Here is a 14,398-nt window from a genome sequence, read left to right as displayed (position 1 = left end):
GGGGGGGTGGGGGGGTGAGGATTTCGCGGCTGTTGGGCAGAGCAGAGGCAGCGGAGCTGGGAGCTTCTGGCTGAGCAAGAGCAGGGACAGCCCAGAGCAGGCTCAACAGTAGGCCACAGGGGGCAGAACAGGCAAGGTTCAACTGGGATCCCGCCGAGCCCGTCTGCTGTTGAGGAAGTTGAAGCGGATCCCTGGCTCCATTTTGCATCGCCATCGTGCGGTCATTCTCAACATCACCCCTAGCAGTATCGCAAAATGAAGGACAAAGATAAGACGGTTTTCCGCAGGCTCGCTGGCTGCCCTGTTCGGGCCAGTGGAAGCGAGTCCTCGCATTTGCCCCTGCAACGATGAGGCCGACCTGCGTCTGCCAGGAGCTCCGAGCACGGGCGGGACTCCTCTACACTCAGCAGAGACGCTTGGATTGAGACCGAGTCGATTTAGATTTAGACTCAGTTTAGAATGGTGGGGCCATCTGTCCGTGATGGCGGGGGTGGGTGTTGTGGGCGATGAAAGGGGGCAAGGTGGCAGACTCTCAGAGCACGCCCAAGCAAGGGGAGACCTCTTCCGGTCGGGATCGGGCCTCGCGGCCGAAAAAAAGTAAGCCAAGCCCTTCTGCCCAGTCCGGGGATTTGGGAACCTCAGAAGCAAGAGCGCGGCCAAAACAGGCCGATAGCACTCCGCGCCGTGCGGAGCAGCAGGAGATTTTACAAGATCACCCTTCTGGCTTGAACCCGCCCAAAAATCTCTCTATACTGCAGGGAACTTTATCATTTGCTCCCGCTTCTTCATCTCTCCTTCAATCTATGCGTGCTCCCTCTTCAGGTGACTCGGATCCCATCCTTTCAGAGACTCATGCGGGCTGTTCAGCATCCGAACCGGATCCCAGCACGGAGCGCCATTTGGCCCTGAGGCAGCGCCAGGAATTGGAGAACCGTCTGCTCAAAGCCGAAGCCGAGCTCCAAGAGCGGCGAGTTCTTCAGGAACAACTGCAGGCTTTGCACCAGAAGGTGGCCGAACAAGAGAAGGCGCTGCAGGAGCGGGAGCATCTCTTGCAACAGTTGCAGCAGACTTTGGCGGCTCAGAAAGTCCAGATCTCGGATCAGGAAGCTCAGCTTGCTGCTCGGCAACGCTTAAATGAACGGCAGCGGCAGGATATCGAGGCCCTGCAGGAGCAGATTGAGCAGCTACGCTTGGCCCACGCTCAGGAGCGCCGTCAATGGGAACAGCGCCAGCAGGAGCTGCAAGCTTCTCTTCTGGAAGCCCAAGATGTGGCAGAAAAACGGGTGGAGATGTTGCAGCGTTTTAAGGCAGAGCTTTCTCTGGCCCGCACTCAAATTGCCGAAACTCAGGCGGAGCTGAGCAGCCTGCGGGCTTTGTACAGCGACCAACAGGCAGCCTGGCAGGAGCAACGGGAACACCTCGAGGCCCGTTTGGCGGGCTATGCCGAGACGGAAGCCGAGGCCGAGCAGCGCTGGCGGGAACAACGGCAAGAGCTAGAAGCAGCCCTGGCCGAAGCCCAAGCTCAATTGGCGGCTTTGCAAGCTCAGCAGGAGCATCTGCGCCAGGGATCCCGGGAGCAGCAACAGCTTCAACAGCAGTGGCAGGCCCAGGCCGAAGCGCTGCAAGTGGCCCTCTCCCAAGCCCAGGCGGAAGTTACCCGTTGGCAGCAAGAGCACCGCCATCTGCAGGAACAGTACGCCCAAGCCCAGCAGCATCTCTCCGCCATGGAGCGGCAGTTGCAGGCTGCCTTGGAGCAGTTGGCCGCCCAACCCGACTGGCAGCCACAGTTGCGCTCTGCGCAGGCAACCATTCTCCATCTGCAAGAAGAAATTGCAACCTTGTCCACGCAACTGGAGAAGCAAGCAGAGCAGATCAAAGCCCTGCAAGGGGAGCGTGCTGCCCTGTGGGAAGAAAACCGCTCTCTCCGAGAAAAATACGAGCAGCAGCAGATGCATGTGCTGAGCTTGAAGGCGGCTTTGGAACGCAAAGGCTTGGATGTCCCACCTCGGGCCGATACCTCCAGCGCCCTCACGCGAACAGAGTCCCCTGGCCAGGCTCTGTCTCCAACCCCTGCTGCCAAGCCTACAATTCAGCCCCTGGCCCAACCTCTACCGTCTCGGGCAAGCAAGCGGGCGGTCGATCTGCCGAGGTTTCTGCCCCGTCCGTGAGGGATCCCGTGTTGCAGCCTGTGCCTCCCCGCTGGCTGGAAGTGTGGGTGGATCATCCCCATTTGGGGGGTTGCTTTACCTATCGTGTGCCAGAGGGATCCGCGCCAGAAGCGGGCGACCTGCTCAGCGTACCCTTTGGTCAGCAAATGGCGGGGGCAGTGGCCTTGGGTTGGCGCTCCGAGCTGCCGGCAGGGGTGGATCCGCAGTCGGTGCGGGAGATCGAGGCGGTGGTGGCCAAAGGGATCCTGCCCAAAGAATTCTGGCCCCTGCTGCAGCGGGTGGCCGACTATTACCTCACCCCTCTGGCCCAGGTGGTGCGCACGGTATTGCCCCCCGGCTTGCTCAGCCGTTCTCAGCGGCGTGTCCGCTTGCTCAGGCTCCCTGCCGAAGGGGAGGAATGTTCGCCGGCTGCCCAAACCCTGCTGCAGCTGCTTCAGGCCAAAGGGGGAGAGCTGTCTTGGCGCTATGTGCAACAGCAGGTGCCCACTGCCGCCCTCGCCCTGCGGGAACTGCAGCGACGGGGTTGGGTGGAGAGCTTTTGGCAGGAGCAACAGGGGGGCAGGGTGAAAACCCAGCTGGCCGCCAGTCTGGCCGACGACTCCCCAGAGGGGCTGAGCCTCCCTCAGCAGAAGGCGCTGCAGATCCTCAAGCAGAAGGGGGGAGAGCTGCTGCTCGCCGAGTGGGAGCGCCTGGCAGGAGTGAGCCGAGCAGTTCTGCAGGGGTTGGCCCGCAAAGGCCGTGTCCACCTCTACGAGCGCCCACTGCTGCGGCTGGGAGATGCCAGCCTGCCGGGGTGGCGGGATCCGCCCAAGCCCTTGACCGCAGCCCAGGCCCAGGCGGTAGAGGCGATCCGGCAAGCTTTGGGCCGGTTCCAGCGGTTTTTGCTGCACGGGGTCACCGGTTCTGGGAAAACAGAGGTGTACCTGCAGGTGATCGCCCAGGTGCTGCAGCAAGGACGGTCGGCGCTGGTGCTGGTGCCCGAGATCGGCCTTACCCCGCAACTGATGGATCGGTTTCGGGCGCGGCTGGGATCCCAGGTGTGGGCCTACCACAGCGGCCTCTCGGAAGGCGAGCGCTACGACACCTGGCGGCAGATGCTGTCCTCCACCCCCCAAGTGGTGATCGGCACCCGCTCGGCGGTGTTTGCCCCCTTGTCCAAGCTGGGCCTGATCGTCTTGGACGAAGAGCACGACGACAGCTTCAAGCAGGATCAGCCCCAGCCCTGCTACCACGCCCGTCAGGTGGCCGAGTGGCGGGCCGAGCTGGCCGGTTGTCCCCTGGTCCTGGGCAGTGCAACCCCAGCGGTGGAAACCTATGCCGCCCATCTGCAGGATCCGCAACGGTGGATCCGGCTGGCCCTGCCGCAGCGCATCCCCCAAGCTGGGATCCCGGCCACCCTGCCCCAACTGGAGCTGGTGGACATGCGCCAGGAGCTCCAAGCCGGCAACCGCAGCATCCTCAGCCGCCGTCTACACCAGGCCCTGCAGCAGACGCTGGACAGAGGGGAACAGGCCATTCTCTTTGTCCCCCGCCGCGGCCACAGCACCTTCGTCTTGTGCCGGAGCTGCGGGTTTGTCCTCACCTGCGAGCATTGTGATGTTTCTCTCACCTTTCATCTGGCCCATCTCGGCGGGCAGGAACTGCGCTGCCACTACTGCGGCGCCCGCCAACCCCATCCGCAGCGCTGCCCCGCCTGTGGATCCCCCTACCTGAAGCACTTCGGCACCGGCACCCAAAAAGTGGTGGAAGTGCTGCACCAGCATTGGCCCCAGCTCTCGATTTTGCGCTACGACAGCGACGCCACCCGCCGCAAGGGATCCCATCGCGATTTGCTGGAGCAGTTTCGCAGCGGCAAGGCCCAGGTGTTGGTGGGCACGCAAATGCTCACCAAAGGGTTGGACATTCCCCAGGTGACCTTGGTGGGCGTGATGGCCGCCGATGGGCTGTTGCACCAAGCCGACTATCGCGCCGGCGAGCGCAGCTTTCAACTGCTCACCCAGGTGGCGGGGCGCTCGGGCCGGGGATCCCTGCCAGGACAGGCGATTATCCAGACCTATCTGCCGGAGCACCCGATTTTGAGGGCGGTACTGGCCCAAGATTACGAGGGCTTCTTGCGGGCAGAACTGCAACAACGGCAAGAGGGGGGCTATCCTCCCCATCGAGCCTTGATTTTGATCCGCTTGAGCAGCACCTGCCTGGAAGCCCTGGAGCGCTACTGCCATCGGGTGGCCGAACGCCTACAGGGGATCCCGGCAGAGGTGTTGGGGCCGGGGCCAGCTCAGGTGGAGCGGGTTGCCGGACGCTACCGCTGGCAGATCCTGTTGAAGCAGCTTCCCGACCAAGGTTGGGATCGCCCGAAGCTGGCTGCGCAGATCCAGGCCGCAATTGGCCATCCCCCCCAAGGGATCCGCGTCAGCCTGGATGTGGATCCCCTGCGGATTCTCTAGGAACAGTTGACCCGGCGCGCGGCAAGCCCGCCGATCCCGCGAGATCTTAAGGTAGTCTGGTTTCGGGGCCACCCGTATCCAACTCAACTCTGGCAAAGCATGGCTGAAAACCGGACTGGCGCGTTTATTGGTGGGCTGTTGCTGGGAACTGCTGTGGGCACCGCCATTGGCCTGCTCTTGGCTCCCCGCAGCGGACGGGAGACGCGGCGACTGCTGAAGAAATCGGCAGAGGCCCTGCCAGAGGTGGCAGAAGATGTGACCAGCAGTCTGCAATATCAATCGGAAAAGTTGTTCGACGCTGCCCAACGCAGTTTGGATGAGGCTCTGCTGCGGCTGCAGCAGGCAGTGGCGGTGGGCAAAGAAGCCATGTTGCAGAAGCGAAGGGAGCTGCTCCAAGCCCAGAACTCGCGTCCCTTTGGCGGGGAAGAAGCTGACCTAGAAGCTCGGGATGGGGAGGAGGCGGCGGGATGAACGACCCAGTATTTTGGCTCGGCCTCTCGGTAGGCCTGGTAGCAGTGGGCATTTTGGCAGTGATCCTGACCCTACTACCTGCCGTCATTCAACTGGGTCGAGCTGCCCAGAGCGTGGAGCGCTTTTTCGACACGCTGCTGCGGGAATTGCCGCCCACGCTGGAGGCCCTGCGCCTGACCAGCCTGGAAGTGAGCGAGATTGCCGACAGCCTCGACGAAGGGGTGAAAGGGGCTGGGCAAGTGGTGAAGCAGGTCAACCGCTCCATCGAAGGAGCACGCACCCAAGCCCAGGGCGCCCAAGTCAATATCCGCAGCTTTTGGGCAGGGGTACGGGCAGCCTGGCAGACGCTGTCCGGCGAAGTGCCCCCCACCACTGGCGCGATTCACAACCCGCGGCTGCGCCCATCCGACCCATCCAACCGTTCTTTCTCCGCTGCTTCATCAACACTTCCCCTGGGAGGTGACCGCCCTTTTGCCGGCGGAGCCACACCAGAGGGATCCCAAGCCGCTGCCCAATCTTCCCGACCGGACATCGCCAATCCCTAGGCGTTCCTCAGGATCTTCTGAAAGACAGGCGTAGGAGGCTGGGGCTCTTGCCCGGGGGGAAGCTGGCCCCAAGTCGCATCGGGATCCCAGCGCAGTTGCAGGGTGTCGGCGAGGGAGAACCCCAGCTGCTGCAGGATCTTGAGGCTGAGAGCGGGAATGAGGGGGGAGAGCAGGACTGCCACCCAGCGCACACTTTCCAAAACGGCGTAGAGAATCTGGGCCACCCGTTCGTTTTGCCCTTGCTTGTGCAGCGTCCAAGGAGCCTGCTCATCAAGGTATTTGTTGCTGGCCTGGGCTAAGCTGAGGGCTTTGCGGGCAGCAGAGCTGGGATCCAGCCGCTCGTAGGCGTCGGCCACTGCCGGGGCAAGGCGCTCGGCCAGGGTTTTGAGGGGGTGATCTGCAGGGATCCCGACGGCGGGAACGCGGTAGTCGGATTGATATTTCCTGAGCATGTTGAGGGTGCGGTTGAGCAAGTTGCCCAGGTCGTTGGCCAGATCGGCGTTGAGCACGTCAACGAAGCGGCCCTCGCTAAAATCGCCATCCTTGCCCAGCTCGATTTCCGTCAGGAAGTAGTAGCGCACGGCATCGGCGCCGTATTGCTGCACCAGCTCAAAGGGATCCACCGTGTTCCCCAAGCTTTTGCTCATCTTGAGGCCATCTTTGGTGAGAAAGCCGTGGCCAAAGATTTGTTTGGGCAGAGGCAGACCGGCCGACATGAGCATAGCCGGCCAGTAGATGGCATGAAAGCGGACGATGTCCTTGCCCACCAGGTGCACATCCGCAGGCCAGTAGCGGCGTAGGGCATTTGCCAAGGTGGGCTCGTCGTCAGGATCCAGAGCGGCACTGATGTAGTTGATCAGGGCGTCAAACCAGACGTAGAGGGTTTGGCCGGGATCCGCCGGAAAAGGGATCCCCCAGGAGACACTAGGGCGAGAGATGGAAAAATCCCGCAGGCCCTGCTTGACAAAGTTAATCACCTCATTGCGGCGGCTTTCTGGTTGGATAAACTCCGGCTGCTCCGCATACAGGGCCTCCAGCTTTTCTTGGTAGCGGGAGAGGCGAAAGAAGTAGTTTTCTTCATCTTTCCACTCCACCTTCTTGGTGGGGTGCAGAGGGCAAAACCCACCTTCTAGCAGCTCCGCCTCGTCTTTAAACTCTTCGCAGGCAACGCAGTACCACCCCTGCTGCCGCCCAACGAAAATATCCCCCTGATCCCAAACCCGCTGAAAAAACTCCCGCACAATGGCTTTGTGGCGAGGGTTGGTGGTGCGGATAAAGCGGTCGTAGCGGATGTCTAGCAACTGCCAAAGCTGGGCAAACTGAGCCGCAATCTCGTCACAGTGCTGCTGAGGGGGAATGCCGCGCTCTTCGGCGGTGCGCTGGATCTTCTGGCCGTGCTCGTCGGTTCCCGTCACCATCAGCACATCCTTGCCCCGCAGGCGATGGTAACGGGCGATGGCATCCGCCACCAGGGTGGTGTAGGCGCTGCCGATGTGGGGAGCGGCGTTGACGTAGTAGATGGGGGTGGTGATGACAAAGGTGGAATCCGGCATGAGCATCCCCAAGGCTTTCTCCCATGATAGAGGTTGCCGGAAAGTCCAAAAGGCCAAGCTGTAGCGTGGGTGTGGAGAGGTCATTCGATGAAACTTCAGGTCAACCTTCTGGGGTGGAGCAGGGTAGCCTTGGGAGCAGGGATCCTGGGCGCCGGAGCGGCTCTGGCCCAGCCCTTGCCGGAAACCCGCATCCCCTGTGAGATCTTCATTGCCGGGGGCGGGCTGGGGGGGGTGGCGGCGGCCTATGACGCGCTGCAACTGGGCCGGCAGGTGTGCATGACGGAGATCAGCGATTGGATCGGGGGGCAGGTGAGCGCCCAGGGAGTCTCCGCTTTGGACGAGCGACCCCTGCAACGAGAAAATGACATCTTCCCCAAAGGCTACAGCGAGTTTCGCCGGCGGGTACGGGAAAAATACGGCGGGGATCCCAATCCGGGCAAATGCTGGGTGAGCGTGCTCTGCTTTTCCCCTCAGGTGGGCCACCAGGTGATTCGGGAGATGTTGGATCCCTATCTGCAGTCGGGGCAGTTGCGGCTGTTCACCGAGACGGTAGTGAAGGATTTGGAGATCAAAGACTCTCAGATCCGCAGTGTGCAGGCCATTCGCAACATCCCCAAACACGCCGGCGTCCAGCCAGAGAATCGAGGGGATCTCTCCAGCTACTTTCTCGATTTTTATCGTCTAGAACCCACCGAGGACTGGGACAAGGAGATCCTGCGCTTTGAGCCGCCGCCAGAACGCCAAGACAAAACCCTGCCCTGGGTGGTGATCGACGCTACTGAAACCGGCGAGCTGCTGCCCCTGGCGCGGGTGCCCTACCGCCTGGGAACCGATGGCCAAAGCCGCTGGGAACCCAGCTCCAAGCCCTACGTGGATCCCTACTGTACCCAGGGCTTCACCTACACCTTTGTCATGGAGCGCTTCCCCGTGCCGCAGGTGCCGGTCAAGCCGGAGTTCTACAACGATCCCCTGCACGGCCCCTACTACAGTTACGAACACCCTCGCTTCAACTTTGCGCTGATCTTCACCTACCGCCGCATCCGGGGGCAGGTGTTCGGCTTTGGGGAAGAGGCCATTCGGGTGGGGGATCAATCCATGCAGAACTGGACCTGGGGCAACGACTGGCGCATCACCGGCCCGGAGATGAACCTCATCCTTACCCACGAGCAACTGCAGGCCTCAGGCCAACTGCAGCCGGGCGGCTGGATGGGGGGCCTACGGGTGGAAGCCCTGCGGCGAGCTGAGCAGCATGCTAAGGGCTTTTTCTACTGGCTGGTGGCGGGAAGGACGGATTTTCTCCTGCAACAGGAGGATCCCAACTTTCAAAAAGACTTCTACTTGCGCTATGCCTACCTACGGGGGCCCAATACCCCCATGGGAACTGCCAGCGGCCTCTCCAAGTACCCTTATATCCGCGAGTCGCGGCGCATCATTGGTCGGCCCAGCCTCTCCTACCCAGAAGGATTTACCATCTACGAGTCGGACATCACCACACGGGAATCGGAGCTAAACCGCGGGCGGCCCTTCATCTTCTACGACTCGGTGGGGGTGGGCCAGTACCCCATCGACTTTCACGATTGCCTGCTGCCGGGTTTTTCCCTGCCCCCCAGCAACAACAAAGACGCGCAGGCCCCCAGCTACCCTTACCAGATCCCCCTGCGGGCTCTGATCCCCCAGCGCATTGACAATCTGCTAGCCGGCAACAAAAATATCGCCACCAGCCGCATTGCCAGTGCCTCCTACCGGGTGCATCCGGTGGAATGGGCCATTGGCACCGCCGCCGGTCACACGGCCCACTTTGCCCTGGAGCGGGATCTGATCCCGGCAGAGATCGTGGAGGAGCCGCTTTTGGATTTGCGGCTGTTGCCAGCTCTCCAGGCCCAAATCCAGAGCTTGGGCAACCCCATTCAATTTCCTGGCACCACCATTACCGCCACCGATTGGGCCCAATCCCGCTAGCCTAGAAAGGCAGGGTTGGGAGTTGACCGGTGGATCCCGTTGGGGTTGGACTTGTGGGCTGGGAGATGCTTCGCCCCTCTTTATGGGCCGCCACGGCTCTGTGGGGCTTAGGGCTAATGTGGGGGTTTTCGCCGCTGCATCAAAAGCTGCAGGAGAGCTGGGAAAAGCAATTGCTATGGGATCCCAGTGGAGCTTTGGCTTCCTTGCTGAGCACCCTTCCCTTTTTGCTGGCAGCAGGCTTGGTGGTAGCCCTGACGGAGATCTCCTTGGGCAAAAGCTGGGCCGTCTCCTGTGGCCTGATCGCCTGCGTCGGCGGAGGCCTCTATGAACTGGGCCGGCGGGACAATGCCAGGTAACTCAAGCGCTCCGTGTTGTTAACGCAACTACCCCCAGTCTCCTCCCCTAGGGAGCGGATAAGCAACGCCAAGTTAGAGCGGCTTCAAGCGATGACCCCCCTCCAAGAAGCAGCAGAAGCAGCGGCCAAGCTGCTGGTATTCCGGGACATCTGCACCCACCCCCTAGCCCTAGCCTGGCAGGAGCTGATCCAGCAGTTGATGAGTGGGGATCCCCTGCCGTGCTGGAGGGCCTACGGGCGCTGGTTTGAGCAGTTGGCCCGGCAGGGCCTGAGCTGGCGGCAATGGCTGATCCGGGAGATCCGCTGGGCCGATAACCCCTTTTCCCGCGCGGCGCTGCGATCCCAAGAGATCCCAGGGCCTCTGATGCAGGCTGCCCGCCACGACCTGCGCTGTCTGCAAACCCTAGCGGACAGTCAGGAGACCATTGCCGAGCAGATGCAGGCGTTGGGGTTGGGGATCCCCTGGCCCGATGGGGAAACCGATAGCGCTGGCTGGGATCCCCGCTCTTTTGCCGATTGGGGCCAGAGCTTGGAGACCTTAATTGCCCGCTACCGCCAAAGGGGGGTAGGGCTCTGTGGTCGCTACTGGGCCTTTCGCTGGGGGCCAGCAGGGCTAGAAGGGATCCCTGCTCCCGATCTGTCTGACTGGGAGGAGATCTACGGCTACGAACGGCAGAAACAGCAGTTGGCGGCCAACACCGAAGCCCTGCTGCGGGGGGATCCGGCTTTGCATGTGTTGCTCTACGGGGCGCGGGGTACGGGCAAGTCTTCCCTGGTGAAGGCGTTGTTGCGCCGCTACGGCCCGCAGGGGCTGCGCCTATTGGAGCTGCGGCGAACTGACTTGGTTCAGTTGCCGGAGATTTTGGCAGAGCTGCGGGCGCAGGTGTTGCCTTTCATCTTGTTTGTGGACGATCTCTCCTTTGAGGCAGAGGAAACCGAGTTCAAGCAGCTCAAGGTGCTCCTGGAGGGGGATCTCGTTGCGCCGCCCCCCAACGTGCGCCTTTATGCCACCAGCAACCGCCGCCATCTCATCCGCGAGTTTTTTGGCGACCGTCCCAATCCCCAAGATCAAGAAGTCCACGCCTGGGATACGGTCCAGGAAAAGCTGTCGCTGCGGGATCGCTTCGGCCTCACCCTCACCTTCACCCCCTTCACCCAGGGAGATTACCTGGCAACCGTAGAACACTTGGCCCAGCGGCTGGGTTTCACCCAATCTCTGGATGCCCTGCGCCGCCAGGCCTTAATCTGGGCCCAACAGCAAAACGGCTTTTCCGGTCGCACTGCCCGCCAGTTCTTGGATGCCGTTCGGGCAGGGCTGGTGAAGGACAGCGATGGACTATAGAAGCGATAGAAGCCATGGTCGCATCAGCGTTGGGTAGCAACCTCGATCCGGCCAATCTGGATCAGACGGAAGCAAGCCGCAGCTTGGCCCGCCTGGGGATCGATGTGGGGGGCACCTTTACTGATCTGGTGCTCTTGCAGGATGGCCAGATGCAGACGGCGAAGGTGCTGTCTACCCCCAGCCCTGAGGAGGGAGTCTTTGCGGCGCTGGACAAGCTGGGGGTGCTCTGGGTTGACCTCTTCTGTCATGGCATGACGGTAGCCACCAACGCGCTGCTGGAGCGCAAGGGATCCCCCACCCTGTTTTTGACCACGGCGGGCTTTCGGGATGTGCTGGCCATTGCCCGTCAAAACCGCCCCTCTCTGTATGACCTGACGCAGCCCAAGCCGGAGCCGGTGGTGTCCCGCCACCACTGCCTGGAGGTGAAGGAGCGCTGCAGCGTGGGTGGAGTGTTGGAGCCGCTCACCGATGCCGAAATCCGGCGGGTGGTGCAGGAGGTGGGGGAACGGGTGCAGCGGGATGGGATCCGCGCTATTGGGGTGGGGTTTTTGTTTTCTTTTCTCTACCCGGAGCACGAACAGCGGCTGGGGACGGCCTTGCGGCAGGCTTTTCCCGATCTGCACCTTTCCCTGTCTTGCGAGGTGGCGCCGGAGTTCCGCGAATACGAGCGCTTCAGCACCACCGCCATCGATGCCTACCTCAGCCCGGCATTGGCGGGCTACCTGCACCGCTTGGCCCAAGGATGTCGGGAGCGAGGGATCCCCCAACCGTTGATCATGCAGTCTTCCGGCGGGGTGACCTCCATTGCTCAGGCGGCGGCCCATGCTTCGGTGGCTTTGCTCTCAGGGCCGGCAGGCGGGGTTTATGGGGCGGCCTATCTGGGTCGGCTGAGTGGCTACCCCCACTTGCTCAGCTTCGATATGGGGGGAACCAGCACAGATGTGGCCTTGATCCAAGATGGGATCCCCCAGGTTACTCCCGCAGCGGTGGTGTGCGGCTTGCCCGTGCAACAGCCCCAAATTGACATCCACACCGTCAGTGCCGGCGGCGGATCCCTGGCCTATTTGCTGCCCGGCGGTGGGCTCCAGGTGGGGCCAGAGAGTGCCGGATCCAACCCCGGGCCGGCCTGCTACGGTCGGGGGGGAACAGCTCCGACGGTTACCGATGCCAACCTCTGGCTGGGGTACCTGCCGGATGGCGGGCGGCTGGGCGACTCGGTGCAGCTACGGCGGGGGCTAGCGGAACAGGCTATTGCCACGCTGGCGGATCCCTTGGGCTTGAGCTTGCAGGAAACTGCCGTTGGCATTCGCACCTTGGCGAATGTCGCCATGTCGCGGGCCTTGCGGGTGATCAGCGTGGAGCGGGGTTTGGATCCCGCCGATTTTGCCCTGTTGGCCTTCGGCGGAGCCGGGCCCATGCATGCCTGTGCTTTGGCAGAAGAGCTGGGCATCCGCACGATCTTGATCCCGGCTGCCTGTGGGGTGCTCTCGGCGCTGGGAATGGCTTTGGCAGATCTGCGGCGAGACTATCGGCGGGCCATCCTCCAACCTCTGCGGCAGCTCACGTCCGCTTCAGGGGGATCCCTGCTGGCCCAATGGGCAGAACCCCTGATCCGCCAGGCCCAAGCCGATCTGCAGGAGCCGGCGTTGCACTTCAGCTTGGACTTGCGCTATCGCGGCCAGTCTTTTGAGTTGGAGATCCCGGTGCAGTTGTCAGATCCGATTCCTCATCTGGAGCAACAGTTTCACCAGGCCCACCAACAACGCTATGGATGGCAAGATTCAGCCCAGCCGGTGGAGGCAATTCAGTTGCGTCTCCAGGCGGTGCAGGCCCTACCCACCGTGCCTTTGACCGCACCCCCCCCCTTGCCAGGGGATCCCCTCAAGGGTCGGCGAGAGGCATGGTTTGGGGGCAGGATGTGCTCGGTGCCGGTCTACGATCGGCAGCGCATGGATGTGGGGTTTCAACTGCGCGGGCCGGCAATTGTCGAGATGCCGGAGGCAACGGCGGTGATCGAAGCCGATTGGACGGGGGTCATTGACGAAGTGGGAACCCTAATCTTGAGCTGTGTTCGCGATAGCGGGACAAAGTCCTGGTGAGTCCATCCGCAAGCAGAGCGTCATGGTCATTTCGATTCAAACTAGGATACTGTGCCCACACCCAAAACGTTGCTCGCGTCGGCGTTGCGGAGCAATAATGCAGGGGGCCAGAAGCTCACCCTAACCTGAAAGACCACAGCAGAGCTTGTTTTGAGGGGGAGAGCCAGGGGCTGCAGATTGCCTTGACGACTCCCTTCACGATTTTTGCGTCCAGATGGGGTGTTGCTTGTTTTCATTGGGCAGGGTCTAGATAGATGGATTGGCCTCTGTGGCCCTGTCCTGACTGGATTTTCCTGATTCCGCTCGAGGGCGGACGATGGGACTCGAACCCACGAATGGAGGATCCACAATCCTCTGCCTTAACCGCTTGGCTACGCCCGCCGTGATTCCAGCTATCTAGCTTAGCATGGGAAAAACGGGACTGAACCACAGAGGTCGAAGCACCCCAAATGCTACCCAGAGCCGATTTGTTGCAAGGGGCAGAGTATCGAGAAACCTTGGCACGGGTCTTGGATTTGGGAGAGCAAGCCCTCAAGACCTGGCAAGTGGTCTGGAGCGACTTCCTTTCCCCACCGGAAATAGCAGAGGTGCAAGCTCGGCTGTGCAACTTGACCGAACTGCAAGTGTGGGCTTGGGGAGGGTACCCCCAAGCAGAGCGCCAGCGCTTGGTCCTAGCTCGCTCTGAGGTGGGCCTAGATGTCCGGGATCCCAAGCCCGACCAAGAAGGGATCCCATTGGCCGCCATTCAGATTCAGGGCAACTTTCTCTTCGACCCGGCCACCCACCGCGATTTTCTGGGAGCCCTTTTGGGAGCCGGCATCGCCCGCGAGAAAGTGGGAGACATCCTCCTGTTGGGGGACTCAGGCGCCCAGGCCATCGTTGTGCCCGAAATGGTGGACTACCTCACCCTAAACCTGACGCAGGTGCGCACAGTGCCTGTCAAAGTGAGCCGGATCCCCCTGAGCCAGTTGAACATTCAACCCCCCCGCGTCAAATCCATCACCAGCGTGGAAGCCTCTTTGCGCCTGGATGCGGTAGCCTCAGCTGGGTTTGGCATCTCCCGCAGCAAAATGGTGGAAGAAATCCAACGGGGGGAAGTGCGGGTCAACTGGAAGCCCATTACCCAAGCCAGCTACACCGTTGGCCCTCAGGATTGGATTGCCATTCGAGGTCGGGGTCGGCTGCAAATTGAAGAGGTAGCCGAAACGAAAAAAGGCCGCTTTCGAGTGCAAATGACGCGGTATCTCTAGGTTTTTCTTGCCTGAGTTTTGGGAGATCGTTATGCTCATTTTGGTTCAAACTAGGATACTGTGCCCACACCCGAAACGTTGGTCGCGTCAGTGTTGTAGAGCAATAATGCATAGGGCCAGAAGTCTTTTCAAGGACTCCGTCCCGCTGGCGCGATCAGTAGCTCAGGTGTCCACCCTAATTTGAAGCGACTGCAGCTTCAAGAAATGCT

At 61.6% G+C, this 14,398-nt stretch carries 10 protein-coding genes, 1 tRNA gene and 1 pseudogene; 9 read left to right on the top strand and 3 right to left on the bottom strand.

The annotated features are described in order from the left end of the window. A pseudogene (locus NW839_RS00660) lies at window positions 1-214 on the bottom strand (TolC family protein); the annotation flags it as partial. A 589-nt stretch (window positions 215-803) separates the two neighbouring features. On the opposite strand from NW839_RS00660, the gene NW839_RS00655 reads away from it, so the two are divergent. The 4 genes from NW839_RS00655 to NW839_RS00640 all read left to right on the top strand — a co-directional run bounded on the left by NW839_RS00655 (window position 804) and on the right by NW839_RS00640 (window position 5,631). After that, window positions 804-2,168 (top strand): hypothetical protein, encoded by a 1,365-nt coding sequence (locus NW839_RS00655; RefSeq protein ID WP_414350565.1) that lies wholly within the window; start codon window positions 804-806, stop codon window positions 2,166-2,168. A gap of 8 nt (window positions 2,169-2,176) precedes the next feature. Further along, the gene (priA, locus tag NW839_RS00650; protein WP_414380424.1) at window positions 2,177-4,615 is read left to right on the top strand and encodes a primosomal protein N'; all 2,439 of its coding nucleotides are present in this window, start codon (window positions 2,177-2,179) and stop codon (window positions 4,613-4,615) included. Between the two features lie 99 nt (window positions 4,616-4,714). Beyond that, the gene (locus NW839_RS00645) at window positions 4,715-5,086 is read left to right on the top strand and encodes a YtxH domain-containing protein (RefSeq protein ID WP_011433806.1); all 372 of its coding nucleotides are present in this window, start codon (window positions 4,715-4,717) and stop codon (window positions 5,084-5,086) included. Next, window positions 5,083-5,631, top strand: coding sequence for a hypothetical protein (locus NW839_RS00640; protein ID WP_011433807.1), 549 nt, complete (start codon window positions 5,083-5,085; stop codon window positions 5,629-5,631). The genes NW839_RS00645 and NW839_RS00640 overlap by 4 nt, the downstream gene beginning before the upstream one ends. Here NW839_RS00640 and metG read toward each other — a convergent pair. Beyond that, complete coding sequence (gene metG / locus NW839_RS00635; protein WP_414350569.1) at window positions 5,628-7,184, bottom strand: methionine--tRNA ligase; 1,557 nt, start codon at window positions 7,182-7,184, stop codon at window positions 5,628-5,630. The two genes, NW839_RS00640 and metG, sit on opposite strands and share 4 nt — an antisense overlap. Window positions 7,185-7,271: 87 nt before the next feature. On the opposite strand from metG, the gene NW839_RS00630 reads away from it, so the two are divergent. From NW839_RS00630 to NW839_RS00615, 4 genes are all read left to right on the top strand, one after another. Then, window positions 7,272-9,143, top strand: a complete 1,872-nt coding sequence (locus NW839_RS00630; RefSeq protein ID WP_414350563.1) for an FAD-dependent oxidoreductase — start codon at window positions 7,272-7,274, stop codon at window positions 9,141-9,143. Between the two features lie 65 nt (window positions 9,144-9,208). After that, window positions 9,209-9,499, top strand: a complete 291-nt coding sequence (locus NW839_RS00625; RefSeq protein WP_011433810.1) for a hypothetical protein — start codon at window positions 9,209-9,211, stop codon at window positions 9,497-9,499. A gap of 90 nt (window positions 9,500-9,589) precedes the next feature. Then, entirely contained in the window at window positions 9,590-10,840 is a 1,251-nt protein-coding gene (locus tag NW839_RS00620) for an ATP-binding protein (protein ID WP_414350561.1), read from the top strand. A 14-nt stretch (window positions 10,841-10,854) separates the two neighbouring features. Next, entirely contained in the window at window positions 10,855-12,939 is a 2,085-nt protein-coding gene (locus NW839_RS00615) for a hydantoinase/oxoprolinase family protein (RefSeq protein ID WP_414350559.1), read from the top strand. A 308-nt stretch (window positions 12,940-13,247) separates the two neighbouring features. Here the strand turns inward: NW839_RS00615 and NW839_RS00610 are convergent. Continuing rightward, window positions 13,248-13,320, bottom strand: a tRNA-His gene (locus NW839_RS00610). Window positions 13,321-13,388: 68 nt separating this feature from the next. On the opposite strand from NW839_RS00610, the gene NW839_RS00605 reads away from it, so the two are divergent. Next, window positions 13,389-14,189 carry a photosystem II S4 domain protein gene (locus tag NW839_RS00605; protein ID WP_414350557.1) on the top strand — a complete coding sequence of 267 codons (801 nt, stop codon included), beginning with the start codon at window positions 13,389-13,391 and terminating at the stop codon, window positions 14,187-14,189. The last annotated feature ends 209 nt before the right edge of the window (window positions 14,190-14,398 follow it).

This window comes from Synechococcus sp. R5-15, assembly GCF_047462035.1.
Taxonomy (GTDB): Bacteria; Cyanobacteriota; Cyanobacteriia; order Thermostichales; family Thermostichaceae; genus Thermostichus.
The sequence above is the reverse complement of the archived record's forward strand: the minus strand, read 5'-3'. Positions and strand labels throughout refer to the sequence as shown.